The organism is Spiribacter halobius (assembly GCF_020883455.1).
Classification (GTDB): domain Bacteria; phylum Pseudomonadota; class Gammaproteobacteria; order Nitrococcales; family Nitrococcaceae; genus Sediminicurvatus; species Sediminicurvatus halobius.
In genome coordinates, this window is record NZ_CP086615.1 from 464,423 (window position 1) to 489,368 (window position 24,946).

Here is a 24,946-nt window from a genome sequence, read left to right on the forward strand (position 1 = left end):
GTCGTGCGCGGCGGCAGCCGCGTGCGACGTGCCGAGTGTCAGTCGCAGACGCGAGTCGACGGTGGTGCCCGGCCGCTCCACGCCAGCTGCCGCCGGGGCTGGCGTGTCTTCCTCGGGCGTCGCACGCGGCTGCGCCGCGCACGACCTACGGGTTCCGGGGGCTGCCGCGCCACCGTGCCCATGGCAGGCGCCCGATCAGCCCCCCCGCCCTTTGAACCTCGAACTCCGAACTTTCCCACTACGAAAAGGGCCCGCCAGGAGCGGGCCCTTTTCGTCACTTCATGGTCGGCATCACGAAGTGGTTCTCCTCGCCGCGCACGCCCTTGGGCCAGCGCTGGGTGACGGTCTTCATCTGGGTGTAGAAGCGCACCGCCTCCGGGCCGTGGGCGTGGAGGACGCCGAAGCGCGAGCGCTTCCAGCCGCCGAAGCTGTGGAAGGCCATGGGCACGGGAATCGGCACGTTGATGCCCACCATGCCCACCTGGATGCGCTGGGTATAGGTGCGGGCGGCGTCCCCGTCGCGGGTGAAGATCGCCGTGCCATTGCCGTACTCGTGGCCGTTGACGATGTCCACGGCCTCGTCGAAGTCCTTCGCCCGCACCACCGAGAGCACCGGGCCGAAGATCTCCTCGCTGTGCACGCGCATGCCGGGGCGGACCCGGTCGAACAGCGAGCCGCCGATGAAGAACCCGCTCTGGGGGCCGTCGCCGCGGACCTCGCGGCCGTCCACCACCAGCTCCGCGCCCTCGGCGACGCCGATGTCGAGGTAGCCTCGGACCTTCTCCAGGTGCTCGCGGGTGACCAGCGGCCCCATCTCCGGCTCCGGCTCGGCGAGCCCGTCGCCGATACGGAGGCCGCGCACCCGCTCGGCCAGGCGCTCCACCAGGGCGTCGGCGGTCTTCTCGCCTACCGGCACCGCGACGGAGATCGCCATGCAGCGCTCGCCGGCGGAGCCATAGGCGGCGCCCATGAGGGCATCCACGGCGCCGTCCAGGTCGGCGTCGGGCATCACCACCATGTGGTTCTTGGCGCCGCCGAGGGCCTGCACCCGCTTGCCGTGGGCGGCGCCGTGGGCATAGATGTACTCGGCGATGGGCGTGGAGCCGACGAAGCTGATGGCGCCGACCCGCGGATCCTCCAGCAGCGTGTCCACCGCCGCCTTGTCGCCGTTGACGACGTTGAACACGCCATCCGGCAGGCCCGCCTCGGTGAGCAGCTCGGCCAGCAGCAGCGGCGTCGAGGGGTCCTTCTCCGAGGGCTTGAGGATGAAGCTGTTGCCGCAGGCGATGGCCACGGGGAACATCCACATGGGCACCATGGCCGGGAAGTTGAAGGGCGTGATGCCCGCGCAGACGCCCACGGGTTGCTGCTGCGACCAGCTGTCCACGTCGCTGCCGACGTCGATGGAGTGCTCGCCCTTGAGCAGATGCGGGATGCCGCAGGCGAACTCCACCACCTCGAGCCCGCGGGTGACCTCGCCCTTGGCGTCGGAGAAGGTCTTGCCGTGCTCCCGGGTGATGGCCCGGGCCAGGCGTTCGTGGTCGCGCTCGATGAGCTCCTTGAAGCGGAACATCACCCGGGCACGGCGCAGCGGCGGTGTCGCCGCCCAGGCGGCCTGCGCCTCGCTGGCGACATCGATGGCGTCGCGCACCTGGGTGGGGTCGGCGAGGGCCACCTCGCCGCTCTGCTCGCCGGTGGCCGGATTGTAGAGGGGACCCCGGCGGCCACCGCGGTCCTCTACCACGCGGCCGCCGATCCAGTGATGCAGGGTGCTGTCACGCCCGGCGGCCGCCGGGACGTCCTGGGAAGCGGTACTCATGGCGCTCTCCTCCAATGCGTATTCAGGGGCGCGCACCGGCTGGAAGACCCGGGCGCCTTGCCACCCCCCAGGGTACAACACTGCTCCAGCGACGGCGCGGTCCGGCAACAGGCGGCGACCAGCGGGGGTGTCGCCACCGCCGCGAATCCCCTGCAGCCGGTCCCTCAGTTCGGGGTATCGTCGGCTTCCGGCGGCCCCATCGCGGTTGCCGGCTGCACGGTTACCTCCACGGTGACCTCACCCGCGCGCTCGAAGCGCAGCGTCAGCGGGAAGCGCTCGCCGGCCTGCAGCGGCTCCTGCAGGCCCATCAGCATTACATGTCGCCCGCCGGGCTCGAAGCGCACGGCGCCCTCGGCCGGCACCTGCACCCTTGGCGTGTGCGCCATGCGTGCCTGCCCGCTGCTGGTGTCGGAGCGGTGCAGTTCCGCCCGCGGCACGCGCGGCGTCTCCACACCCAGCAGGGTGTCGGCCCGGGGGGCGGGGTTCACGATCTCGAAATACACCGCACCGTTCTCGATCATGGGCGGCGTGGCGCGCGCCCAGACGCCGCGGATCTCCGGGCCGGGGTCGGCCACGGCCAGCGGCGCGAGCAGACAGAGCAGCAGGGCTGGCAGGGCGCGGCGTGATAGCACGGGAGCCTCCTTGAAGATTGCGGCTTATGCCAGTCTATCCGACCGGCAGGCGGCCGCCGATGGCGTTGCTGCAGCGCAAGAGTGCGTCCGGCAGGCAGTCGTTCTATAACGGGTGCACCAGCCGACGCGGAACAGGGAGGTCGCCCCCGATGGAGATGACGAGTGCCCGCCACCTGCCCATCGAGCGCGACACCGTCTGGGATGCCCTGAACGACCCCGCGGTGCTGCAGGCCTGCATACCCGGCTGCGAGGCCATGGAGCGGCTCGAGGCGGACGTCTACGAGACCGCCGTGACCACCAGGGTAGGCCCCGTCAAGGCCCGCTTCCGCGGCCATATCCGCATCACCGACGCCGAGCCCCCGGAGCGCTACACCCTGAGCTTCGAGGGCCAGGGTGGCGCCGGCTTCGCCAAGGGCTCCGCGGACGTCGAGCTGGAAGCCGACGGCGACGGCGGCTGCCACATCCGCTATGTCGCCCGGGCCAAGGTCGGCGGCAAGCTGGCCCAGGTGGGCTCCCGCCTGCTGGATGGCACCGCGCGCAAGCTCTCCGACCAGTTCTTTGACAGCTTCACGCGCCATCTGGGCGGAGAGCCGGTGCCGGCCGGCGAGGAAGCGGCCAGCGATGGCAACGACGCTCCCGCCGCAGCCGAAAGCGGCGGTGACGACGCGGCGGCGGGCGCATCCGGCAGTGGCCATGGCTGGAAATTCTGGAAGCGCGGCGAGTCCTGAGGATGCCCCCGGGTTGCCCTCGCCAGCTGTATCCGGGGGTTGCGGGCCCTGGATCGGATGAATAGGTGAGATAGGCGGGCTAGCAGGATTGCCCGGTAGGCCGAACACGAGCCCCGCGCCAGCGCCGCGGGGCCGAGTCAGAGGAGGAGAGCCGCATGAACGTATCGCTCACGGTCAACGGCCGCCCGGCCAGTGCCGAGGTGGATCCGCGCACCACCCTGGTGGAGCTCCTGCGCGGCCCGCTCGGGCTCACCGGCACCCATGTAGGCTGTGACACCGGCCAGTGCGGCGCCTGCACCGTGCACCTGGACGGCCGTGCGGTGAAGGCCTGCAGCGTACTCGCCGGGCAGGCCGAAGGCACCGAGGTCACCACCATCGAAGGGCTCGCCCCCGACGGCGAGCTGCATCCCATGCAGGCCGCCTTCCGCGAATGCCACGGCCTGCAGTGTGGCTTCTGCACCCCGGGCATGGTCATGGCCGCCGTCGACCTGGTGCAGCGCCACCCCAACCCCGATGAGCACACGGTGCGCGAGCAGCTGGAAGGCAACTACTGCCGCTGCACGGGCTACCACAACATCGTGCGCGCGGTGCAGAGCGCCGCCGCCGAGATGGGAGGCAGCTGACATGAGCGAGACCGGCATCGGCAAGGCCATCGAGCGCCGCGAGGACGAGCGCTTCCTGCGCGGCCAGGGCCGCTACACCGACGATCTGCACTTCCCGGGCGAGGTGGCCGCCTGCTTCGTGCGCTCGCCCCACGCCCATGCCCGCATCCGCGGGATCGACGCCGAGGAGGCGCGGCGCGCGCCCGGCGTGATCGCCGTCTATACCGGCGCGGATCTCGCCGCCGACGGTGTCGGCGGCATTCCCTGCGGCTGGCTCATCACCGGCAGCGACGGCAGCCCGATGCACGAGCCGCCGCATTACCCGCTGGCCCGGGACACGGTGCGCTACGTCGGCGACCACGTGGCCGTCGTCATCGCCGAGAGCTTCTGGCAGGCCAAGGACGCCGCGGAGCTGGTGGAAGTGGACTACGAGATGCTGGAAGCGGTGACCGCCACCGCCGACGCCCTCGACCCGGGCGCGCCTAAAGTCCACGAGGACCTGCCGGACAACCGCTGCTACACCTGGGCCCTCGGCGACGCCGATGCCACCGACGCGGCGTTCCGCCAGGCGAGCCACGTGAGCCGCGTGGATATCGTCAACAACCGCCTCATCCCCAACGCCATCGAGCCGCGGGCGGTGATCGCCACCCACTCCCCGGGGGAGGACCGCTACACTCTCTACACCTCGAGCCAGAATCCGCACCTCATCCGCATGGTGATGTGTGCTTTCGTGCTCGCCATCCCCGAGCACAAGCTCCGGGTGGTGGCCCCGGACGTGGGCGGCGGCTTCGGCTCCAAGATCTACCACTACGCCGAGGAGGCGGTGCTCACCTGGGCCTCGAAAAAGGTGGGCCGGCCGATTCGCTGGACCGCCGAGCGCTCCGAGTCCTTCCTCTCGGATGCCCACGGCCGCGACCACGTCACCACCGCCGAGATGGCCATGGACGAGCAGGGCCACTTCCTCGGCCTGCGGGTGAAGACCACGGCGAACCTCGGGGCCTACCTGTCGCTGTTCGCGTCCTGCGTGCCCACCATCCTCTACGCCACGCTGCTGGCCGGGCAGTACCGCACGCCGCAGATCCACTGCGAGGTGACGGCCGTGTTCACCCATACCGCCCCAGTGGACGCGTACCGCGGCGCCGGCCGCCCGGAGGCGACCTATGTGCTGGAGCGCCTGGTCACCCAGGCGGCCTGGGACATGGGCCTGACCCAGGACGAGATCCGCCGGCGCAACTTCATCCCGAAGGACGCCTTCCCCTACCAGACGCCTGTGGCCCTGACCTACGACGTGGGCGACTACGAGGCGACTCTGGAGCGGGCCATGGAGTTGGCGGACGTCGCCGGCTTCGAGCAGCGGCGGCAGGAGTCCGAGCGGCGGGGCCGCCGGCGGGGGCTTGGCTACAGCACCTACATCGAGGCCTGCGGACTCGCGCCGTCGCGCATCGCCGGCGCTCTCGGCGCCCGCGCCGGGCTCTACGAGTCCGGGCAGATCCGGCTGCATCCGACCGGCAAGGTGACCGTATTCACCGGCTCCCACAGCCACGGCCAGGGCCATGAGACCACCTTCGCCCAGATCGTCTCCGAGCGGCTCGGCCTGCCCATCGAGGACGTGGAGGTGGTGCACGGCGACACCGACCGGGTGCCCTTCGGCATGGGCACCTACGGCTCGCGCTCGCTGGCCGTGGGCGGTTCGGCGCTGATGCGGGCGCTGGACAAGATCATCGCCAAGTCGAAGAAGATCGCCGCGCACATGCTCGAGGCCAGCGAGGATGACGTCGAGTACGACAATGGCGTCTTCCGCATCGCCGGTACCGACCGGCAGCTCGCCATGGCGGAGGTCGCCTTCTCGGCCTACGTGCCCCACAACTACCCGCTGGAGGAGGTGGAGCCCGGGCTCGACGAGACCGCCTTCTACGACCCGAGCAACTTCACCTATCCGGCGGGCAGCCACATCTGCGAGGTGGAGGTGGACCCGGACACCGGGCGGGTGGAGATCGTGAGCTTCACCGCGGTGGACGACTTCGGCAACGTCATCAACCCGATGATCGTGGAGGGCCAGGTCCACGGCGGGCTCGCCCAGGGCATCGGCCAGGCGCTGCTGGAGGGCTGCGTCTACGATCCGGACAGCGGCCAGCTCGTCACCGGCACGTACATGGATTACACGATGCCCCGGGCCGATGATCTGCCGAGCTTCCGGGTGGACATGCACGGCACGCCCTGCACCCACAACCCGCTGGGGGTGAAGGGCTGCGGCGAGGCCGGCGCCATCGGCGCCCCGCCGGCGGTAATCAACGCCGTCCTGGATGCCCTGCGCCCCCTGGGTGTGGAGCACCTGGACATGCCTGCCACCCCGCACCGGGTCTGGCAGGCCATCCAGGCGGCTCGCGGCCGGGCCGCGGCGTAATCCCCAGGGCACCGGCGTGGCCGGTGCCCGCTGAACAGGAGGCCCAACCATGTATGCCTTCGACTTCCATCGCCCGAAGAGCCTGGACGAGGCGCTGAACCTGCTCGGCCAGGGCGAGGACGCCACGCCGCTGGCCGGTGGCCAGACCCTGCTGCAGAGCCTGCGCCAGCGGCTCGCGATGCCCTCGGATCTGGTGGATCTCGGCGCCATCCCCGAGCTGCACGGCGTGCGCCGTGAGGGCCAGAGCCTGGTGATCGGCGCCACCACCCGCCACGCCGAGGTCGCGGCCGACCCCACGGTGCGCGATGCGATCCCTGCGCTGGCGGAGCTCGCCAGCGGCATCGGCGACGCCCAGGTACGCAACATGGGCACCCTCGGCGGCTCCGTGGCCAACAGCGACCCCGCCGCGGACTATCCGGCGGGCGTGCTCGGCCTCGGCGCCACGGTGGTGACCACCAGGCGCGAGATCGCCGCCGATGACTTCTTCGTGGATCTCTTTGAGACGGCGCTGGAGCCCGGCGAGCTGATCCGCGAGATCCGTTTCCCGATCCCGAAGCGCGCGGGCTACGCCAAATTCCCGCAGCCGGCGTCGCGCTACGCCCTGGTGGGTGTGATGGTGGCGGAGACCGGCGATGGCGTGCGCGTCGCCGTCACGGGTGCTGGCCCCTGCGCCTTCCGGGTCCCGCCCATGGAGCAGGCGCTGGCCAGCGACTTCCGCGCCGATGCCCTGGACGGCATCACCATCGACCCCGACGGCCTCAACGAGGACATCCACGGCACCGCCGCCTACCGCGCCAACCTCATCGGCGTCATGGCCAAGCGCGCGGTAGCCGCGGCTTCCTAGCTTGGGGTAAGCAGCTGGTTCGGGCTGTCGTGCGGGTTCGCGGCCGCTTGTTCAACACAACGACACCACGAACACAACGGGGCACAACGTCAATCAATTTAATCTCTTACGTTGTGCTTCCGTTGTGCCCGTTGTGTCGTTGTGTTTAATGACGGGCCCCGAGAGGAACGGAAAAGACAGGAGAGATGATCGAAACCGTCGATGACGTGCAGGCGCTGCTGGAGGCGGGGGATTACGTTGCCGAGCGGCGGCTGGCGACGGTCGTGTTCCTTGCGCTGCGGCTGGAGCGGCCGCTGTTCCTGGAGGGCGAGGCCGGCGTCGGCAAGACCGAGGTGGCCGCGGTGCTGGCGCGCCAGCTCGGGCGGCGGCTGGTGCGGCTGCAGTGCTACGAGGGCCTGGACGTCGCCTCGGCGCTCTATGAGTGGGACTACCCCCGGCAGATGATGGAGATCCGCCTCGCAGAGGCGGCGGGGCAGCCGGATCGCGAGCACCTCGCGGCGGACGTGTTCGACGAGCGGTTCCTGATTCGTCGGCCGTTGCTGCAGGCGCTCACCGAGGACCCGGCCGGTCCGCCGGTGCTGCTCATCGACGAGCTCGACCGCACCGATGCCCCCTTCGAGGCCTTTCTGCTCGAGGTGCTTTCGGACTTCCAGGTGAGCATCCCGGAGCTTGGCACCATTCGCGCCGAGCGTCCGCCCATCGTGGTGATCACATCCAACCGCACCCGCGAGATCCATGACGCCGTCAAGCGCCGGTGCCTCTACCACTGGGTGGACTACCCGGATCTGCACCGGGAGCTCGCCATCGTCCATCGCCGCGTCCCGCAGCTGATGGACCGTCTGGGCCGGCAGGTGGTCGCCTTCGTCCAGGCCCTGCGCGAGCGCGACCTCTACAAGGTCCCCGGCGTCGCCGAGACCATCGACTGGTCCCGCGCCCTCACCGCCCTGGACACCCTCAGCCTCGACCCGGACATCGTCCGCGACACCCTCGGCGCCGTGCTCAAATACCAGGAGGACCTGGAGCGCATGGACCTGCAGGAGATCGAGGCGCTGATCGCGCGGGTCAATGCGGAGCTGGGGCCCTGACGGGGCCTCCAGTTCAAAGTTCAAAGTTCAAAGTTCAAAGTTCAAAGTGAGGATTGGCCTCCGAGGCGGTTTCCGGGGAGGCATGTGCTTCCAGTGGCAGGGGGCTCCGACCGCGAAACGCCGCGGAGCGGCGTAGGGGTGACCGGCGTCGCTGGCACGGGCGATCATTATCCATGGCAGGGAGGAGTAGCGTCTCTGTTACCGCGCTGCGCGCGGTATCGCGGTCGGAGACCGCTTCCACGGGGACGCTGTCGCGGGGTACCGACGGTCGTGCGACTCCTTTGAACTTTGAACTTGGAACTTGGAACTCGGCAGGCGAAACGCCGCAGACGACGATGCACCACCGACCCCGAACCGAAGCCGCCAACACCGAAGCGCCCCCCACCGGCCGCCTGCCGGAGAACATCCTCCACTTCGGCCGCCTGCTGCGGGCGGCGGGGATGCGGGTGGGCCCGGATCGGGTGCTGATGGCGTTGAGCGCGGCGGATGCCGTGGGGCTGGAGCGGCGGGAGGACCTGCGGGCGGCGCTGGGGGCGGTATTCGTCAGCCGGCGGGAGGATCTGGCCCTGTTCGACGAAGCCTTCGGCCTGTTCTGGCGCGACCCGCGGCTGCTGCAGCGGGTACTGGGTGCGTTGCTGGAGCAGGCCTCCGGCGGACGGGCGCCGCCGGAGCGGCAGCCGCCGCGGCGCCTGGCCGAGGCGCTGGCGGGGCGTGCGGCGCGCGACCCGGAGGCCGCGGGCGAGCAGCTCGAGATCGGCGCCAACCTCACCTGGTCCGACGAGGAGCGGCTGCAGCATCGCGATTTCGCCGGGATGGGCAGTGAGGAGCTCGCCGCGGCACAGCGGCTGATGAGCCGCCTGCGCATCGACCTCGCGCCCCTGCCGGGGCGCCGCGCCCGCGTCGCGCTGCGTGGCGCCCGTGTGGACCCGCGAGCGAGCCTGCGCGCCGCGGTACGCGCCGGGGACACGCTGCCGCTGCGCTATCGCGAGCCGCAGCCGCGGCCGCCGACGCTGGTGCTGCTGTTCGATATCTCCGGCTCCATGGGTGGCTATGCGCGCATCCTGCTGCAGTTCGCCCACCTGCTCACCGCGCGCCGGCCCCAGGTGCACACGCTGCTCTTCGGCACCCGGCTCACCGACGTCACCCGCGCCCTGCGCCGGCGCGACCCCGACGCCGCGCTCGCCGCCTGCGGCGAGCGGGCCCGGGACTGGTCCGGCGGGACGCGCATCGGCGAGGCGCTGGCAGCCTTCAACCGGCGCTGGGCGCGACGGCTGCTGGGCAACGGGGCGGTGGTGCTGCTGGTAAGCGACGGCCTCGACCGCGAAGGTGGCGCCGGCATCGCCACCGAGGCGGCGCGGCTGCGGCGCATGAGCCGGCGCTTCATCTGGCTCAATCCGCTGCTGCGCTGGGAGGGCTTCGAGCCGCGAGCGGCGGGCATGCGCGCGCTGCTGCCCCACGTCGACGAGCTGCGCCCGATCCACAATCTCCACAGCCTGGAGCAGCTAGCGGCCGTGCTCTCCGGGCGTCCGGCAGCGGGGGAGCGCCATGATCTGCGCGCTGCTGCTGGCCGGCGGTAGAGGCGAGCGTTTCGGCGGCGACAAGCTCGCCGCGACCCTGGCGGACGGTACGCCGGTTGCTCTGGCGGCGTCGCGGCCGCTGCTTGCCGGTTGCGACCGGGTATTGGCCGTGCTGCGCCCGGGCCGCGAGGCCCTGGGCGAGCGCCTGCAGGCCGAGGGCTGCGAGCTGCTGGTGAGCCCGTGCACTCGGCAGGGCATGGGCGCGAGCCTCGCCGCGGGGGTGGCTGCCACGCCGGAGGCCGGAGCCTGGCTGGTGGCGCTGGCGGACATGCCCCTGGTCGCCCCGGCGACGGTGGCGGAGCTCGCCGCGCGCCTGCGTGCCGGAGCCGGTATCGTAATGCCGGAATACGATGGCCGGCGCGGCCACCCGGTCGGCTTCGCCGCCCGCTTCGGCCCGGCGCTGCGGGCGCTGGCAGGCGATACCGGGGCCCGCCGCGTGGTGCGTGCCCATCCCGGCTGCGTGGTCACCGTCCCGGTGGCGGACCCGGGCATACTGCGGGACGTGGACACGCCGGCAGACCTGGCGGCAATGAACGAGGGAGGAGACACGCGGGATGACGGATGATCTGCTGGACCTGCAGGTGCGCCTGCGCGACGAGCGAACCCCCCACGCGCTGGCCACGGTGATCGGGACCGAGGGCTCGGCCTCGGCCAAGGTGGGGGCGAAGGCCATCATCGACGCCGACGGGCGGCTCATCGCCGGCTGGGTGGGCGGCGGCTGCGCGGAATCCTCCACCTGCCGGGCGGCGCTGGAGTCCATGAGCAGCGGCGAGCCCCAGGTGCTCGAGATCGACCTCACCGACGAGCTGCTCGGGGCCGGCATGCCCTGTGGCGGCACCATGCGCATCTATGTCGAGCCCGCGCTGCCGCGCCCGGTGCTCTGGATCCTTGGCCACGGCCGGGTCGCCGAGTGCCTGTGCGTGATGGGGGACATGCTCGGCCTCGATGTGGTCATCGACGACCCAGGCGCTCGCCGCGAGGACTACCCCGCCGCCCGCCGGCTGCTCACCGACGACCTCGACTACTCCGCGCTGAAGCCCCGGGCCGAGGACTTCGTCGTTGTCGCCACCCAGCACAAGGGCGACCACCAGTCCATCGCCCGGGCGCTGGAGACGGACGTCGGCTACATCGCCCTCATCGCGAGCCGCAAGCGGGCCACCATCGTGTTCGATCAGCTGCGCGAGCTCGGCGTCGCCGAGGGATCGCTCCAGCGCGTGCGCTCGCCGGCGGGGCTGAATCTGGGCGGCAAGAGCCCTGAGGAGATCGCGCTGAGCCTCATGGCGGAGATCGTCGCCGTGCGCCGCGGCGCCGATGCCGCTCCGCTGGCCGAGCCCGCGGGTCGGGCGTGAGCGTTCAGGACGCCTACCGGGGCCGGCTGCGGGAGCACTTCACCCGCCCCCGCAACCAGGGCGATCTCGCCGGCTGCAGCACCAGCGCCCGGCTGAACAACCCGCTCTGCGGCGACGAGATCGAGGTAGGCGTCTGGCGCGAGGGGCCGGCCCTGGCCAGCGTCCGCTTCCGGGCCCGGGCCTGCGCCATCTGCGTGGCCTCGGCGTCGCTGATGACGGAGCAGGTGGCGGGTGGCCCGGAGGCGGCTGCCCTGGCTCTGGCGGGGCAGGTCCGCGCGTGGATCGAGTCCGGCGGCGAGCCGCCGGCGGACCTCCCGGAGCCGCTGGTGGCGCTGGCCGTGACCCGGGATCTGCCCAACCGCGAGCGGTGCGTCACTCTGCCCTGGGAGGCTCTGGAGCAGGCACTGGAGGGTTGCTGACAGCCTCTCCGAGTCCCGGATTCGGAAAACTCGTCAGCCGTGTGTGCTCACCGCCGCGGCGATGTCGCTGGCGGCATTGCGCTGCCAGTCCGGTAGTGTTTGGGGTGGACTCGGATATGCCAGTCTGGTATATAACGCGCTGCCATACCGCCAGAGTGCATCCATGGATACCCGCACCCTCTGTCTCGGCATCCTCGGCGACGGGGACGCGACCGGTTACGAAATCAAGAAATTCGTCGAGGAGCGATTCGGCCACTTCCTGGAAGTGAGCCAGAGCGCGATCTACCCGGCGCTCGGCGAGCTGCACCGGGAGGGGCTCGTGTCCTGCCGGGAAGTGCGCCAGGAGGGGCGGCCAGACAAGAAGGTCTACCGGCTGACGGAGGCGGGGCGCGAGGCCCTGCTGGCCGGGCTCGAGCGCTCGCCGGGCCGCCATCGGGTGCGCTCGGAGTTCATCGCCCTGCTGCTGTTCGCCCGCTGGCTGCCGCCCGAGCGGGTGAGTCGGCTGCTGGATGAGCGGGAGGCGGATTTCGCGCGCATCCTCGGCTACCTGCGCCAGTGCGCCGATGAGGCCAGGGGGCCGGGCGAGCGCTTCGTGGGCGGCCTCGGCGAGGCGATGGTGGGCGCGGGGCTCGCCTACATCCGCGAGCACCGTGCGGCGCTGGAGCAGGGCCTCGACCCCGGCGACGAAGAGCGCGAGGCCGCGCCGTGAACAGCAAGTCCTACCTCATCGCGGCGGCCATCGCCCTGGTGCTGGTGGTGTGGATGCTCTCCGGCCAGATCGCGGGGGACACCGGTCCGGCCACGCCGGCCAGCGAGGCCGAGGCGCCGGTGGCGGTGCAGGTGCGGGAGATGGCCGCAGAGCGCGTGGAGCGCGAGCTGGAGAACCAGGGCGACACCGTCGCCGACCAGGATGTGGAGCTGCGCGCCCAGACCGCCGGCCGGGTGGCCGAGGTGCTGGTGGCGCGTGGCGAGCGGGTGGCCGCCGGTGACCCGATTCTGCGGCTCGCCATGGAAGACCGGGCGGCCCGCCGGGCGGAGGCCGAGGCCCGCGTGGCCCAGCGCGAGGCCGACTACGAGGCGGCCCAGCGCCTGGGCGACGACGGCTTCCAGGCGCAGACCGCGGTGCGTGAGGCCCGCGCTGCGCTGGAGGCGGCGCGGGCGGCGCTGGCTGCCATCGAGGAGGAGATTCGGCATACCACCGTGCGCGCGCCGTTCGACGGCGTGCTCGAGGAGCGCCCGGTGGAGGTAGGTGACTTCGTCGCCGTCGGCGATCCGGTGGCCCGGGTGGTGAATGCCGACCCCCTGCTTGCGGTGATCAACGTCGCCCAGCAGGACATCGGCCGGGTCCGCCTCGGCGCGGAGGCGGTGGTCGAGCTCGCCACCGGTGACCGACTGGAGGGTGTCGTCAGCTATATCTCCGGTGCCGCCCAGAGCGGCACCCGCACTTTCCGCGTGGAGGTCGAGGCGCCCAACCCCGATGGCCTGCCTGCCGGTGTGAGCGCCACGGTGCGCATCCCGCTGGAGTCGGTGCAGGCGCACTTCGTCACCCCGGCGGTGCTGGCCCTGGAGGAGTCCGGACAGCTCGGGGTGAAGACCGTGAACGAGGCCGGAGAGGTGGTCTTTCACCCGGTGAACATCGTGCGCGCCGAGCGCGAGGGCGTCTGGGTGACCGGCCTGCCCGAGCGCGCCCGGGTGATCACCGTCGGCCAGGGCTTCGTGCGGGCGGGGGAGCCGGTGCGTGCGGTGGCCGAGGCGGAGCTGCCGGATGATCGCACTCTGCCCGAGCCCGAGGCGCCGCCCGCCGCCCTCGGCGACGGTGACTGAGGCTGCTGCCATGGAGCGACTGATCGCCGCCGCCTTCGACCGTAGCCGCACGGTTACCCTGACCCTGCTGGTGATCGTCGCGCTGGGGCTGGTCGCCTACCAGAACATCCCCAAGGAGGCGGAGCCCGACGTCAATATCCCGATCATCTACGTCTCCATGGCCTACGAGGGCATCTCTCCCGAGGACGCCGAGCGTCTGCTGGTGCGGCCGATGGAGAAGGAGCTGCAGTCCATCGAGGGCCTGGACGAGCTCAAGGGCACCGCCACCGAGGGCTTCGCCTCGGTGCTGCTGGAGTTCGACGCCGGCTTCGACCCGGACCAGGCGCTGGACGATGTGCGCGAGCGGGTGGACATCGCCAAGGCCGAGCTGCCCGGCGGTGCGGAGGAGCCTCGGGTCAACGAGGTCAATGTGGCGCTGTTCCCGGTGCTCACCGTGGCGCTCTCCGGTCCTCTGCCCGAGCGCACGATGCTGCAGGTGGCCCGCGAGCTGCAGGATCGCATCGAGGCCCTGCCCGGGGTGCTCGAGGCGGATATCGGCGGCGACCGCGAGGAGCTCCTCGAGGTGGCCGTGGACGACCGGGTGATGCAGACCTACGGCGTGGTCTACGAGGAGCTGTTCAGCCTGGTCAGCGCCAACAACCAGCTGATTGCCGCGGGCGCCCTGGATACCGGCGCCGGCCGGCTGTCGGTGAAGGTGCCCGGCGTGATCGAGGATCTGGACGACGTCCTCTCGCTGCCGGTGAAGGTGGAGGAGGACCGGGTCGTCACCTTCGAGGACGTGGCCCACGTGCGGCGCACCTTCAAGGACGCGGACGAGTTCGCCCGGGTCAACGGCCAGCCTGCGATCACCCTGGAGATCTCCAAGCGCGTCGGCGCCAATATCATCGAGGTCACCGAGGCCGCCCGCGCGGTGGTGGACGAGGCGCGGGCCGAGTGGCCAGCGGCGCTGGAAGTCACCTACCTGCAGGACCGCTCGCAGGACATCCGCACCATGCTGCGGGACCTGCAGAACAACGTCCTCACCGCCGTGGTGCTGGTGATGATCGTCGTGGTGGCCGCTATCGGCTGGCGTCCGGCACTGCTGGTGGGGCTGGCCATACCGGGCTCCTTCCTGGCGGGCATCCTGGTGATCCAGGCACTTGGCTACACCATGAACATCGTGGTGCTGTTCAGCCTCATCCTCGTGGTGGGGATGCTCGTGGACGCCGCCATCGTCGTGGTGGAGCTCGCCGAACGGCGCCTGGCCGAGGGCTGGCCGGCTGGCCGGGCCTACGCCTACGGCGCCACCCGCATGGCCTGGCCGATCATCGGCGCCACCGTGACCACCCTCGCGGTGTTTCTGCCGCTGCTCTTCTGGGGCGGCATCGTCGGCGAGTTCATGAAGTACCTGCCGATCACCGTGCTCATCACGCTCACCGCCTCCCTCGCCATGGCACTGGTGTTCATCCCCGTGCTCGGCGGCCTGCTGGCCCGGCGCGAGCGCATCGGCGACGCGCAGCTCGACGGCGTGCTGGCGGCCGAGAGCGGCGAGTTCCATCGTCTCGGGCGCTTCAGCCGCGCCTACGTGGGGCTGCTGCAGCAGGCGCTGCGCATGCCCGGCAGCGTGTTCGCGGGCATCCTGCTGCTGATCGTCGCCACCTACATCGCCTACGGCAGCCTCGGCCGCGGCGTCGAGTTCTTCCCGTCCGTGGAACCCGACTTCGCCCGGGTGCAGGTGCAGGCGCGGGGGGATCTCTCCATCCGCGAGAAGGATCAGCTGGTGCGGGCGGTGGAGTCGCGCCTGCGGGGGTTCGAGGAAGTCGACTACGTCTACGCGCGCACCTTTGCCGATGCCGAGCGCCTGGGCGGCCAGGAGCTTGCGCGGGATGCCATCGGCGTGCTGCAGCTCGAGTTCATCGACTGGTCAAGGCGCCGGCCCGCGGCGGCGATTATCGAGGACATCCGTGCCGCGGCGGCGGACATCCCGGGCGTGCGCATCCAGGTGGCCGAGCAGCAGCAGGGCCCGGGGCAGGCCAAGCCGGTGGAAATCCAGGTCTCCGGCCGGCCGGAGCGCCTCGCCGAGGGGGTCGAGGCCGTGCGGCGGCGCATGGAGGCCATCGGCGGCTTCAGCGACGTCGAGGACGACCGTCCGCTACCCGGCATCGAGTGGAGCCTGCGCGTGGACCGGGAGCGCGCTGCCCGCTATGGCGCCGACGTCCAGCTGGTGGGCAACGCGGTGCAGCTGGTCACCAACGGCGTGCTCATCGCTGACTACCGCCCGGACGATGCCGACGACGAGGTGGACATCCGCGTGCGCTTCCCGCTGGAGGACCGCAGCCTGGATACCCTGGGCCAGCTGCGGGTGCCGACCCGCTTCGGCCAGGTGCCGGTGAGCAATTTCGTGGACTTCGTGCCGGCGCCCAAGACCGGGACGCTGGAGCGCGTCAACGGTGAGCGGGTGCTTACCGTGAGCGCCGACGTCGCCGAGGGCGAGCTGGTGGACGAGCGGGTGGACGCCCTGCGCGCGGCACTGGCCGAGAATCCGCTGCCGGAGGGCCTCGAGACCACCTTCCGCGGCGAGGACGAGGATCAGCGCGAGGCCCAGGCCTTCCTGAGCCGCGCGTTCGTGATCGCCATCCTGCTCATGGCGATCATCCTGGTGACCCAGTTCAACAGCCTCTACCAGGCCCTCCTGGTGCTCTCGGCCATCGTCTTCTCCACCGCCGGCGTGCTGCTCGGGCTGATGGTGACCCAGCGCCCCTTCGGCATCGTCATGGGCGGCGTGGGCATGATCGCGCTGGCCGGCATCGTGGTGAACAACAACATCGTCCTCATCGACACCTACAACGCCCTGCGCCGCGAGGGCCTGGCCGCCCGCGAGGCCATCCTGCGCACCGGCGCCCAGCGCCTGCGCCCGGTTCTGCTCACCTCGGCCACCACCGTGCTCGGCCTGATGCCCATGGTGCTCAAGCTCAACGTCGACATCATCGGCCGGGAGATCCAGTACAACGCCCCCTCGACCCAGTGGTGGGCCCAGCTCTCCGCCACCATCGCCGGGGGCCTGACCTTCGCGACGATCCTCACGCTGCTGCTGACGCCGTGTCTGTTGATGCTCGGGGACAACGTGGGGGCGCAGTGGCGGCGGTGGCGGCACGCCACTGACGCCACGGGGTGAGCAGGCGGATTGCAAGCATCGAGGTGCAAGTTGCAAGTAACAAGTTGCAAGTAACAAGTTGCAGAGAAAAGCAGACAGCCGCTGCTATCTGCGGCGAAGCCTTGGTTTCCCGTCTCGCCGCCTCCCATACTCTTCGCCACTTGCCACTTGCCACTTGCCACTTGCAGCTTGCAGCTCGAACCTTAAGCCGCAGGCGGCGCCTACACCTCGACCTCCAGAATCGCCTCCGCCACCTCGCCCAGGTCGCGCCCGACGATCTCTGGCTCCGGAAACAGCCGATCCAGGATCTGGCCCGGACGGGCGACGAAGGCCGTGCCGCAGCCGGCGCTCATGGCACCGGCGAGGTCCCAGCCGTGGGCAGCGACCATGAGCATGCCGGTGGTGGGGACCTGGAGGCGCTGGGCGGCGTGGCGGTAGACCGCGAGCGCGGGCTTCAGGGCGCGGGCGCCGTCCACCGAGATGCGGTGGGCGAACAGCGGCGACAGGCCGGCGTGGGCGAGCTGGGCCTCCATCACCTCGTCCGGCGAGTTGGTCAGCGCCGCCAGGGTGAGTCCCGCCTCGCGCAGCCGGCGCAGCGCCGCCGGCACCTCCGGATGCGGCGGCAGCCGCCGCATGCCCTCGGCGATGGCGCGCCGACTGCCCTGGGAGAGGCTGACGCCATGGCGCTCCGCCACCATGGACAGCGCCGCCGCGCCGACCTCGGAGAAGTTCCGGTAGAGCCCGGAGAGGGTTACCGTCATGGCGCTTTGCAGGACCTGGGTGAACCACTCCCGGCGTACCGCCGCGCTGCCGAAGGCGGCCTCGAACTCGGCGTCCAGGGCGCTCAGGTCGAGCAGGGTCTCGTTGACGTCGAATACGACGACGCGCGGCATGATTCCTCCTCCGGCGGCGCGGCTGCGATCGAGAACGCGCATCATCCTGAACCGCCGCCGGCCCCTTGTCACCCATGGCGGCGATCGGTCTCCTTGCGCGCTATGCTTGGCGCACGCCAACAATGGGGACAGTGCCTCGATGAAACTCTTCGCTTCGGCCACCTCGCCCTTCGGCCGCCTGGTACGGGTGGTTCTGCACGAGAAGCAGATCGCAGGCCGGGTCGCCCTGGAGATGGTCGATCCCTGGTCGACGCCCGCCTCGCTGGCGTCCGTGAATCCGGTCTCCCGGGTGCCGACGCTCGTCGCAGACGACGGCACGGCGCTCACGGAGAGCACCCTGATCGCTCTCTACCTGGAGCGCCGCTACCCCGAGCCGCGGCTCGTGCCGCGGGACCGGGTGGAGTCGGTGCACGCCCGCCTCGGCCTGGTCCACGGCTGTCTGGATGCGGCGGTGGGCGTGGTCTCGCTGCGTCGCTTCGCCCCCGAGGCCGGGGCGATGATCGAGCGCCGCCTGCAGGCCGTGCGCCGGGTGGTCGCACCGCTGACCGCGGCCGTGCAGGGCGTGGACGGCGAGCAGCCGGACCTCGGTGATCTGGCGGTGGCCGTAGCCCTGGAGTATCTCGATTTCCGCTTCGCCGGCGAGGTGGACTGGCGAGGCAGCAGCGGCGCCGCCGAGCGCTGGCTGGAGGTCATCGCGGCGCGCCCGTCTCTCGCGGAGACGCGGCCGCCGCAGCCCAGCTCATAACTCACCATCATCGAGGATGGCGTCGCCACTGGTCCGCGAGGCATCGAGCGCTTCTCGCTCCGTTGCCAGGCCCGGGGAGTGGTGGAAGCGAGCGGGACACGCCGTAAATACTTCCCTGTAGGCTCGAAGGCGACATCCCTGTCGCCTACGGTCCCGCTCGCTCCCACCACTCCCCGGGCTTCATGCGCCAGCGGCGGATCCGCGACGGAACCGGCGCGCGCCTGGCTGTGCCATTCGCGGCATACAACTTCCTGGTTACGTATTTGACTCAGCTACGCTTTCATTTAGCCCGTCGCGGAAGACGCCACCGACGTCTGCGGTGCGGAACGGGGTGGGAGCCCCCAGGGATGGATTCACGGCGTATCCCGTCCGCACCCGCCAGTCAGCGCGCTGGGCACGGATTCTCGGAGCTGACGGCGTCGCGGGTCCCGGCCGGATACCGCCTACGGCGGCGGAACGCGGGCCACCACCTCCAGGTCTCCGCCGGCTCCGATGCGGACCACCACACCCTCGCCGGAGGCCGGGTAGACGCCAGTGAGGGCGGTGACGTTGACCTGATGGGTCACCAGCACCGCCGAGGTCCAGTCGTGGCGCTCGGCCAGGAACGCCCGGGTGCGTCGGGTCTGTTCCGGGCCGCGCTCGCGGTTGCGGAAGAACGAATCCAGTGACGGCAGCGCCTGCGGCTCGCCCAGGCCGAGCAGGCGCGCGGTGTCGCGGCAGCGGCACCAGCGGCTGGTGTAGACCGGGAGGTCGTCAAGGCCGTTGGCGCGCAGGCGCTCACCCATGGCGCGGGCCTGCTCGCGGCCGGCGGCCGAGAGGTTGCGCTGGGTGCTGCAGTCGCCGAGGGTGAAGTCGGGCGGGTCCCCGGTGCCGGGGGCGATCGCGTGGCGGAATACGATCGCATGCCCGCCTTCGGCGATGGCCTGCCAGGGCACACTCGTCGCTGCGACCGCCGGCATGGCGGCGAGCAGCAGGGCAAGCAGCGTCCGCCGCAGTCGGCCTGCCCTCCGAGCGATGCGCATCACGCCCCCTGGCTTGCCCGCGAGCGCGCCTCAGTGACTTCCCTCACCGGTGCGCCCGGACCGCGTTCCGTGAGGTCCCGCACCGTGAGCCCCGCCAGCGGCTCGGCGGCGGCGGTCTCCCGGCGGCCCAGGAGACTGTCCAGCGCCGGGGGCAGGGCGAGGCTCGCAAGATCCAGCCCGGCGCGTTCGCCGTGACGACGGACGGCGGCTAGAACCTCCACGGCGGGCGTCTCCTCGGGCGGGGTCCCCGGCAGATAGCCCGAGGGCTCGCCCTCCTGCTCCAGCGCGCGGAGCAGCCCAGCCTCACGCAGGGCGTCCACCACCGGCTGCAGCGCATCGGCGGGCATGTGCAGGCGTGCGGCCAGGGCCTCGTCGTCGGGTGGGGTCTCGCGTGCGTAGTGGGCCTGGGCAACGCAGCTCATCACGCCGAGGGCGGCGCGCTCGCGCAGGCGTGGGCTCAGCTCCGGGGCGTCGCCAAGGAGCAGCAGCCGGCGGGGATGCTGATGGTAGTAGGCGATGCTGGAGCCGATGAGCAGGATCAGCCAGCTCAGGTAGAGCCAGATCATGAACACGATGAGGGTGGCGAAGGCGGAGTAGATCGCCGTGTAGTTGGCCGAGCCCGCGATCACCGAGGCGAACACCAGGCCGCTGCTCTGCCAGAGCACGCCGGCCACCAGCGCCCCGACCAGCGCCGAGAGAGGGCGCACCCGCGTGTTCGGCACGAACAGGTAGACGAAGGTGAAGGCCGCGATCACCAGCACGTAGGGCACGAGTCGCGTGGCGAGGTTGATGAGCGCGCCCAGGGGGGCAACGGTGCCGAGGCTGCGCACGAAATCGGAGCCGAGCACCGAGGCGGTGATGCCGAGGGCGGCGAAGATCAGCACCGGGCCCACCAGCAGGACGCTCAGATAGTCGCTGAAGCGCTGCGCGAAGCCGCGCGGGCGCTGCACGCGCCAGGTCTCGTTGAAGGCCCGCTCCACCTTCTGCAGCAGGGCGATCACGGTGTAGAGCAGGAGCAGCAGGCCGAGGGCGCCGAGTACCCCGACCTGGATGTTCTCGACGAAGTCGATCACCCGGGTGGTGATCTCCTCGCCGCGGCTGCCGAGCGGGGCGAGGAAGCCGGCCAGGGCCGGCTCGATCTGATTGTGAACGCCGAAGGCCTTGAGGACGGAGAAGCTCACCGCCAGCAGCGGCACCATCGACAGCAGCGTGGTGTAGACCAGGCTCATGGCGCGCAGGGTCAGGTGGCCGCGGGCAACGTCGCGGCTCACGGCGTAGGCGAGACGCAGGCAGAAGAGCAGGCCACGCCGCCAGCGCGGCTGCTGGCGCGAATCCACCTCCAGCACATGGCTGCGGAACCAGTCGTCCAGCGTTTCCAGTCGCATGGCCGCATTCTGGCACAGTCGGCCGGGGTCGGCGCGGCGCTCCGTTCGTCGGCTGTAGACGGGTTCGCATTACCGACTCCGGTCCGTGCGCTAGCATCGGCGTCCGGGGGTGACCGGAGGGAATCGTTCAGCGCTTCCCTGGACGTTGCACATCGCCGCAAGAACCGGCGCAGGCCATTCGGGAGACCTCAGCATGTTCGATATCAGCAAGCGTGGCAGCGGCCGCCAGGAAGGCGGCGTCGATGACGAGCTCGAGCAGGACCGGCTCGGCAACCCGCCCCGTGCCGGCGGCGCCAGCCCCGGCACCAGCGCGCCGGGTTCCACCGCCCGCGTGCGCGAGGCAGCCATTATCGGCCCGTCCATCCATATCGAGGGCGACCTCCGTGGCGAGGAGGATCTGGTCATCGAGGGCACTGTCTCCGGCAGCATCCACCTGCGCGACAACGGTCTGACCGTCGGCAGCAACGGCAAGGTCAGGGCCGAGGTGCATGCCAAGAGCATCGTCGTGGACGGCACGCTGGAGGGGGACCTGTACGGCTCCGAGCGGGTGGCCATCCGCAAGTCGGGCCAGGTGCGCGGCAACATCGTCTCGCCTCGGGTGAGCCTCGAGGACGGGGGCCGCTTCAAGGGCACCATCGAGATGGACCAGCAGGTGGTCGACAAGGCCTTCGGCAACACCGGCCGTGCCGCTGCAAGCGGCTCGGGCGGCGGCGCGGCCGCGGCCGGCAGCGAGGCCGGCGGTGGCAAGGAGAAGGAGACGGCCGCCAGGGAGACCGGCAGCGCCCAGGCCAGCAGTGGCGAGGCTGCCGCCGGCAGTGGCCAGAGCGGCAGCGGCAAGCCGGCCTCGGACTCCTCGGCCAGCGCGGCCGGTGGCAAGCGCTGAGAAGCTGGCGGCTGGGGTCGTCGTCCTGTCCTGACGGCGGACATGGGTCCACAATGCGTCGGGAGCGGGGACGCCGCGGCGCCACGGGCGACCCCACCGCCTTGCCCGGTGCGGGCCGGTGTGGGAACGCCCGGGACACGCCGTGAATACCTCCCTGTAGGCTCGTAGGCGAGATCCCTCTCGCCTACGGTCCCGGGCGCTCCCACCCCGGCTCGCACTGGTGGCCTCCGTGGCCGCTTCCGCGAGGCCTCCGGCGGCAGGCGCCTCGGACTCAGGCACGTCATCGGGCATCCGCTGCGCACAGAGGAGCCAACTTGGCACGCGCCCCGCGACACGATCCCGGCGCGCCGGTTTCAGCCCCGGAACCCGAGATTCTCGGCAGCGGCCTGCTCGCCGAGGCGACGGCACCGCTCGCCCGCGGAGAACCGTGCTCGGTGCTGGATCTGGGGCCGGCGCGGCCGGGTAATCTGGCGTTCTTCAACGACTTCCGCTGCCGGCTCGGCGTCGCCGACGCGCTCGGTGAGCTCGCGGGCATGGCCGCCAGCCTCGCGCCGGGCGACCCGGAGGTTCCGGCCCGTCTGCAGGCCATCCTGCCGCCGATACCGCCGCGGCCCTGGCAGCTGGTGCTGCTCTGGGACGTGCTCGACTACCTGCCCACGGCCATGCTGGAGCGGCTGGGTGAGGCCCTGGCCCCGGCAATGGCGCCCGGGGCGCTGCTGCACGGCTTCGTCAGCACCGGTAGTGCGCCACTGCCGGATCCGCCTGCGGTCTACGACATCGAGTCCGTGGAGCGCCTGCGCCGGCACCACCAGGGGGGCGAGCGGGCGCCCGCGCGGCATACGCCGTGGCACATCCAGCGCCACCTGGCCGGCGTGGCCATCGAACGCTCGCGTCTGCACCGGGATGGCCGCCAGGAGCATCTGCTGCGCTGGCCCGGCAGCTGACCGGACGCCAAGCGACACGGCGAGACGGGGAACCCCACGGACGCGTTCGCGCTCCAAGCGGCGTCTTCGCGTAGGGATCAGTCATGGATTCGGTAACCCAGGCCGCCCTCGGCAGTGCCGTTGGCGGTGCCGTGCTCGGTCGCCGTCTTGGCTGGCGGGCGTTCGCCTGGGGGGCGGGCCTTGGCACGCTGCCTGATCTTGACGTCTTGCTGAGCTACGGCGGCCCGGTGGCGGATTTCGTCTTCCATCGCGGCGCCTCCCATGCGATTGCCGTGCACACCCTGGCCGCGCCCCTGCTGGGCGCAGTCGCCTGGCGCCTGCACCGGGCGCGCGGCGTGGGGCTCGCGCAATGGGTTCTGGCGGTATGGCTGGTGCTGGTCACCCATGCGCTGCTGGATGCCGTGACCATCTACGGCACACGGCTGCTGCTGCCCTTCGCCGACGAGGCGGTCGGGCTTGGCAGCCTGTTCATCATCGATCCGCTCTACACCCTGCCGTTGCTGGTGGGTATCGCCGCGGCGCTCGCCGGGCGGGTCGGGCTGCGGGCACGGCGCTGGAATCTGACGGGGCTCGCGCTGAGCACGCTCTACGTGGGCTGGAGCATCGTCGCCCAGCAGCATGTGCTGAACGTGGCCGAGGCCGCCCTTGCCGAGCGCGGCATCGAGCCCGAGCACGTGCTGGTGACGCCGGCGCCGTTCAGCACGGTGCTCTGGCGCATCGTGGCCATGACCGCGCCAGGGGATGACTACTACGAGGGTTACTACACCGTCGGCAGTGGTCGGGAACCCCACCTGACGCGCTTCCCGAGCCGCCCGGAGCTGCTCCGGCCGCTGGCCGCCACGCCCGCGGTTCGGCGGCTGCGGGCCTTTACCGATGGGTACTATGCCGTCGGCCTGCAGGGCGACAGCGTGGTCATCACCGACCTGCGGATGGGGGCCGCGCCGGCCTATGCCTTCGCCTTCGCGGTGGGGCAGCGCGAGGACGGCACGATAGTGCCCATGCCGGATGTGGCCGCAACCGCGCCCCGCCCGCCACTCGACCGCATCCTCGGCGAGATGCTCGCCTGCGCCCGGGGGCGGCCGGTCGCGCTCATCGCCTGCTAGCCCGCCTATCTGAGGCCTGCGGGGTTGCCGGCAAAGGGCCGACCGCTCCCGCCCGGCCCCGCCGGTCGGTTATCGTGTGAGGCTGGCATTTTCCCGTGGGGGCGATCATGACCGGGCGGCGCGAGGCGTATGTCGCCGGCATGCAGGCGGTGGCGCCGATGCTGCCGGGGGTGGTGCCGTTCGGCATGACGGCGGGCGTGGCCGGTCTGGACGCCGGGCTCGGCGGTGAGCTTGCCTTCGCCATGTCGGTGCTGATCTTCGCCGGCGCCTCGCAGATCGCCACCGCACAGCTGCTCGGCGCCGATGCCGCTCCCGCGCTGGTGGTGCTCACGGCGCTGCTGATCAATCTGCGTATGGTGATGTACAGCGCCTCGCTCGCCGGGCACTTCGCGCCGCTGCCCCTGCGCTGGCGGGTGCCCATGGCCTACCTGCTGACCGACCAGGCCTATGCGCTGAGCATTCAGCGCATTCTGCGCCGCCATCCCGGTCCGCAGGAGCACTGGTTCTACCTGGGGGCGGGGCTCACCCTCTGGATCACCTGGCTCTGCGCTACCGGCGCCGGCATCGCGGCGGGCTCGGCGGTGCCGCCGGCCTGGGAGCTCGGCTTCATCGTGCCCCTGATCTTTCTCAGCCTGCTGGTGCCGGCCATCGCCAGCCGCCCGGCGCTGGTGGCGGCGGTTACTGCCGGGCTGCTGTCGGTGCTTGGACGCGGACGGCCCGCCGGGCTTGGCCTCACGCTGGCAGCGCTGGCCGGGATTGCGGCGGGCGTGGTGACGGAACGGATGACGCGCCGTGGTTGAGGCGGCGTGGATCGTGGTGGCGCTGATCGGCGCCGGCACGCTGCTGGAGCGGGCGTCGTTCCTGGTCTTCGGTGGCCGCCTGCAACTGCCGGATGTCGTCCAGCAGGGCCTGCGCTACGTGCCGGCCGCGGTGCTCTCGGCCCTGGTGCTCCCCGGCCTCGTCCAGCCCGGCAGCGACGGGCTCCCCGACGCTGCCCGCCTGGCCGCCGGCGTCGTGGCCGCCCTGGTGGCCTGGCGGACTCACGGGGCGCTGCTGACGCTTGTCGCCGGAATGGCGACGCTCTGGCTGCTGCGCTGGTTGGGCCTGTGACCGGGCATCCCCCCGATCCGCACCGGTCCGGGTAGGTCGGCATCCGCCGCAGGCGGACGCCGACATCTACCGCGGATTGAGTAACTGACTCGGCCACTACGACAGGCTTCCCGTCGCGGAAGCTGCCACCAACGTCTGCAGAGCGGGGCGAGGTGCGAGCGCCCGGGACCGTAGGAGAGAGGGACCTCGCCTACGAGCCCCCAGGGACGGGTTCACGGCGTGTCCCGGGCGCTCCCGCCTCGCCCCGCGTCGGCACGGCCGACGCTATCGCCGCGGCGTCGCGGCTAAAGGCCCGGAGGCATCGCTGAGTCACGTATGCAATCAGGAAACAGAATGCTGGCGCCGGGTCGCTTTGAACTTTGAACCTTGGACTTTGAACTCGTCGACGAACTCATCTACCCGCGCCTTTTCCGTCCAGGAAATAAAAACGCCCCGCCGGCATGGC

General features: G+C 71.2%; 23 protein-coding genes. 18 read left to right on the top strand and 5 right to left on the bottom strand.

Translation table 11 applies throughout. From position 1 onward, the window contains the following. Nucleotides 1-274: 274 nt before the first annotated feature. Nucleotides 275-1,819 carry a CoA-acylating methylmalonate-semialdehyde dehydrogenase gene (locus tag LMH63_RS02170; protein ID WP_109679004.1) on the bottom strand — a complete coding sequence of 515 codons (1,545 nt, stop codon included), beginning with the start codon at nucleotides 1,817-1,819 and terminating at the stop codon, nucleotides 275-277. Nucleotides 1,820-1,983: 164 nt separating this feature from the next. Continuing rightward, nucleotides 1,984-2,451 (bottom strand): copper chaperone PCu(A)C, encoded by a 468-nt coding sequence (locus LMH63_RS02175; protein ID WP_109679003.1) that lies wholly within the window; start codon nucleotides 2,449-2,451, stop codon nucleotides 1,984-1,986. Between the two features lie 149 nt (nucleotides 2,452-2,600). Here LMH63_RS02175 and LMH63_RS02180 point away from each other — a divergent pair, with 149 nt between their 5' ends. The 12 genes from LMH63_RS02180 to LMH63_RS02235 all read left to right on the top strand — a co-directional run bounded on the left by LMH63_RS02180 (nucleotide 2,601) and on the right by LMH63_RS02235 (nucleotide 16,437). Continuing rightward, a complete protein-coding gene (locus tag LMH63_RS02180; RefSeq protein WP_158280390.1) occupies nucleotides 2,601-3,179 on the top strand; it encodes an SRPBCC family protein in 579 nt (192 codons plus the stop codon). 155 nt (nucleotides 3,180-3,334) lie between these two features. Then, nucleotides 3,335-3,802, top strand: a complete 468-nt coding sequence (locus LMH63_RS02185) for a (2Fe-2S)-binding protein (RefSeq protein WP_109679001.1) — start codon at nucleotides 3,335-3,337, stop codon at nucleotides 3,800-3,802. Between the two features lies 1 nt (nucleotide 3,803). Continuing rightward, nucleotides 3,804-6,185 carry a xanthine dehydrogenase family protein molybdopterin-binding subunit gene (locus LMH63_RS02190; RefSeq protein WP_109679000.1) on the top strand — a complete coding sequence of 794 codons (2,382 nt, stop codon included), beginning with the start codon at nucleotides 3,804-3,806 and terminating at the stop codon, nucleotides 6,183-6,185. Between the two features lie 49 nt (nucleotides 6,186-6,234). Continuing rightward, nucleotides 6,235-7,029: an FAD binding domain-containing protein gene (locus LMH63_RS02195; protein ID WP_109678999.1), complete on the top strand. Its 795-nt coding sequence runs from the start codon at nucleotides 6,235-6,237 to the stop codon at nucleotides 7,027-7,029. Between the two features lie 185 nt (nucleotides 7,030-7,214). After that, the gene (locus tag LMH63_RS02200; RefSeq protein WP_109678998.1) at nucleotides 7,215-8,114 is read left to right on the top strand and encodes an AAA family ATPase; all 900 of its coding nucleotides are present in this window, start codon (nucleotides 7,215-7,217) and stop codon (nucleotides 8,112-8,114) included. A 335-nt stretch (nucleotides 8,115-8,449) separates the two neighbouring features. Then, on the top strand, nucleotides 8,450-9,691 hold the full coding sequence (locus LMH63_RS02205; RefSeq protein ID WP_109678997.1) for a vWA domain-containing protein: 1,242 nt from the start codon (nucleotides 8,450-8,452) through the stop codon (nucleotides 9,689-9,691). Continuing rightward, the gene (locus LMH63_RS02210; RefSeq protein WP_109678996.1) at nucleotides 9,660-10,256 is read left to right on the top strand and encodes a nucleotidyltransferase family protein; all 597 of its coding nucleotides are present in this window, start codon (nucleotides 9,660-9,662) and stop codon (nucleotides 10,254-10,256) included. The genes LMH63_RS02205 and LMH63_RS02210 overlap by 32 nt, the downstream gene beginning before the upstream one ends. Next, on the top strand, nucleotides 10,246-11,040 hold the full coding sequence (locus tag LMH63_RS02215; RefSeq protein ID WP_109678995.1) for an XdhC family protein: 795 nt from the start codon (nucleotides 10,246-10,248) through the stop codon (nucleotides 11,038-11,040). Before LMH63_RS02210 ends, LMH63_RS02215 begins: the two co-directional genes overlap by 11 nt. Then, a complete protein-coding gene (locus LMH63_RS02220; RefSeq protein ID WP_109678994.1) occupies nucleotides 11,037-11,459 on the top strand; it encodes an iron-sulfur cluster assembly scaffold protein in 423 nt (140 codons plus the stop codon). Before LMH63_RS02215 ends, LMH63_RS02220 begins: the two co-directional genes overlap by 4 nt. A gap of 163 nt (nucleotides 11,460-11,622) precedes the next feature. Beyond that, a complete protein-coding gene (locus tag LMH63_RS02225) occupies nucleotides 11,623-12,168 on the top strand; it encodes a PadR family transcriptional regulator (protein ID WP_158280389.1) in 546 nt (181 codons plus the stop codon). Continuing rightward, entirely contained in the window at nucleotides 12,165-13,283 is a 1,119-nt protein-coding gene (locus tag LMH63_RS02230; RefSeq protein WP_229332694.1) for an efflux RND transporter periplasmic adaptor subunit, read from the top strand. The genes LMH63_RS02225 and LMH63_RS02230 overlap by 4 nt, the downstream gene beginning before the upstream one ends. Before the next feature lie 10 nt (nucleotides 13,284-13,293). Continuing rightward, nucleotides 13,294-16,437 (top strand): efflux RND transporter permease subunit, encoded by a 3,144-nt coding sequence (locus LMH63_RS02235; RefSeq protein WP_109678992.1) that lies wholly within the window; start codon nucleotides 13,294-13,296, stop codon nucleotides 16,435-16,437. Between the two features lie 200 nt (nucleotides 16,438-16,637). Here LMH63_RS02235 and LMH63_RS02240 read toward each other — a convergent pair whose 3' ends face one another. Next, complete coding sequence (locus LMH63_RS02240) at nucleotides 16,638-17,309, bottom strand: haloacid dehalogenase type II (protein WP_109678991.1); 672 nt, start codon at nucleotides 17,307-17,309, stop codon at nucleotides 16,638-16,640. Nucleotides 17,310-17,448: 139 nt separating this feature from the next. Here LMH63_RS02240 and LMH63_RS02245 point away from each other — a divergent pair, with 139 nt between their 5' ends. Further along, nucleotides 17,449-18,054: a glutathione S-transferase family protein gene (locus LMH63_RS02245; protein ID WP_158280388.1), complete on the top strand. Its 606-nt coding sequence runs from the start codon at nucleotides 17,449-17,451 to the stop codon at nucleotides 18,052-18,054. A gap of 443 nt (nucleotides 18,055-18,497) precedes the next feature. Here the strand turns inward: LMH63_RS02245 and LMH63_RS02250 are convergent, their stop codons facing one another. Both LMH63_RS02250 and LMH63_RS02255 read right to left on the bottom strand, forming a co-directional pair. After that, complete coding sequence (locus LMH63_RS02250) at nucleotides 18,498-19,076, bottom strand: histidine phosphatase family protein (protein ID WP_109678989.1); 579 nt, start codon at nucleotides 19,074-19,076, stop codon at nucleotides 18,498-18,500. Next, nucleotides 19,076-20,461, bottom strand: coding sequence for a YihY/virulence factor BrkB family protein (locus LMH63_RS02255; protein WP_109678988.1), 1,386 nt, complete (start codon nucleotides 20,459-20,461; stop codon nucleotides 19,076-19,078). Before LMH63_RS02255 ends, LMH63_RS02250 begins: the two co-directional genes overlap by 1 nt. Before the next feature lie 193 nt (nucleotides 20,462-20,654). On the opposite strand from LMH63_RS02255, the gene LMH63_RS02260 reads away from it, so the two are divergent. The 5 genes from LMH63_RS02260 (at nucleotide 20,655) to LMH63_RS02280 (ending at nucleotide 24,501) form a co-directional block, all read left to right on the top strand. Continuing rightward, nucleotides 20,655-21,344 (top strand): bactofilin family protein, encoded by a 690-nt coding sequence (locus LMH63_RS02260; RefSeq protein ID WP_109678987.1) that lies wholly within the window; start codon nucleotides 20,655-20,657, stop codon nucleotides 21,342-21,344. A gap of 314 nt (nucleotides 21,345-21,658) precedes the next feature. Then, a complete protein-coding gene (locus tag LMH63_RS02265; RefSeq protein ID WP_146205224.1) occupies nucleotides 21,659-22,288 on the top strand; it encodes a hypothetical protein in 630 nt (209 codons plus the stop codon). Nucleotides 22,289-22,371: 83 nt separating this feature from the next. Continuing rightward, nucleotides 22,372-23,391, top strand: coding sequence for a metal-dependent hydrolase (locus tag LMH63_RS02270; RefSeq protein WP_109678985.1), 1,020 nt, complete (start codon nucleotides 22,372-22,374; stop codon nucleotides 23,389-23,391). A gap of 107 nt (nucleotides 23,392-23,498) precedes the next feature. Beyond that, on the top strand, nucleotides 23,499-24,191 hold the full coding sequence (locus LMH63_RS02275) for an AzlC family ABC transporter permease (protein WP_109678984.1): 693 nt from the start codon (nucleotides 23,499-23,501) through the stop codon (nucleotides 24,189-24,191). Then, entirely contained in the window at nucleotides 24,184-24,501 is a 318-nt protein-coding gene (locus tag LMH63_RS02280; RefSeq protein ID WP_109678983.1) for an AzlD domain-containing protein, read from the top strand. The genes LMH63_RS02275 and LMH63_RS02280 overlap by 8 nt, the downstream gene beginning before the upstream one ends. Nucleotides 24,502-24,946: the final 445 nt, after the last annotated feature.

Excerpts from the sequence above, each read along its gene's own strand:
- LMH63_RS02275 (WP_109678984.1), top strand. The coding sequence starts at position 23,499 with ATGACCGGGCGGCGCGAGGCGTATGTCGCCGGCATGCAGGCGGTGGCG.
- LMH63_RS02270 (WP_109678985.1), top strand. The coding sequence starts at position 22,372 with ATGGATTCGGTAACCCAGGCCGCCCTCGGCAGTGCCGTTGGCGGTGCC.
- LMH63_RS02255 (WP_109678988.1), bottom strand. The coding sequence starts at position 20,461 with ATGCGACTGGAAACGCTGGACGACTGGTTCCGCAGCCATGTGCTGGAG.
- LMH63_RS02205 (WP_109678997.1), top strand. The coding sequence starts at position 8,450 with ATGCACCACCGACCCCGAACCGAAGCCGCCAACACCGAAGCGCCCCCC.
- LMH63_RS02180 (WP_158280390.1), top strand. The coding sequence starts at position 2,601 with ATGGAGATGACGAGTGCCCGCCACCTGCCCATCGAGCGCGACACCGTC.
- LMH63_RS02240 (WP_109678991.1), bottom strand. The coding sequence starts at position 17,309 with ATGCCGCGCGTCGTCGTATTCGACGTCAACGAGACCCTGCTCGACCTG.
- LMH63_RS02190 (WP_109679000.1), top strand. The coding sequence starts at position 3,804 with ATGAGCGAGACCGGCATCGGCAAGGCCATCGAGCGCCGCGAGGACGAG.
- LMH63_RS02210 (WP_109678996.1), top strand. The coding sequence starts at position 9,660 with ATGATCTGCGCGCTGCTGCTGGCCGGCGGTAGAGGCGAGCGTTTCGGC.
- LMH63_RS02245 (WP_158280388.1), top strand. The coding sequence starts at position 17,449 with ATGAAACTCTTCGCTTCGGCCACCTCGCCCTTCGGCCGCCTGGTACGG.
- LMH63_RS02235 (WP_109678992.1), top strand. The coding sequence starts at position 13,294 with ATGGAGCGACTGATCGCCGCCGCCTTCGACCGTAGCCGCACGGTTACC.
- LMH63_RS02250 (WP_109678989.1), bottom strand. The coding sequence starts at position 19,076 with ATGCGCATCGCTCGGAGGGCAGGCCGACTGCGGCGGACGCTGCTTGCC.
- LMH63_RS02195 (WP_109678999.1), top strand. The coding sequence starts at position 6,235 with ATGTATGCCTTCGACTTCCATCGCCCGAAGAGCCTGGACGAGGCGCTG.
- LMH63_RS02215 (WP_109678995.1), top strand. The coding sequence starts at position 10,246 with ATGACGGATGATCTGCTGGACCTGCAGGTGCGCCTGCGCGACGAGCGA.
- LMH63_RS02185 (WP_109679001.1), top strand. The coding sequence starts at position 3,335 with ATGAACGTATCGCTCACGGTCAACGGCCGCCCGGCCAGTGCCGAGGTG.
- LMH63_RS02170 (WP_109679004.1), bottom strand. The coding sequence starts at position 1,819 with ATGAGTACCGCTTCCCAGGACGTCCCGGCGGCCGCCGGGCGTGACAGC.
- LMH63_RS02260 (WP_109678987.1), top strand. The coding sequence starts at position 20,655 with ATGTTCGATATCAGCAAGCGTGGCAGCGGCCGCCAGGAAGGCGGCGTC.
- LMH63_RS02225 (WP_158280389.1), top strand. The coding sequence starts at position 11,623 with ATGGATACCCGCACCCTCTGTCTCGGCATCCTCGGCGACGGGGACGCG.
- LMH63_RS02200 (WP_109678998.1), top strand. The coding sequence starts at position 7,215 with ATGATCGAAACCGTCGATGACGTGCAGGCGCTGCTGGAGGCGGGGGAT.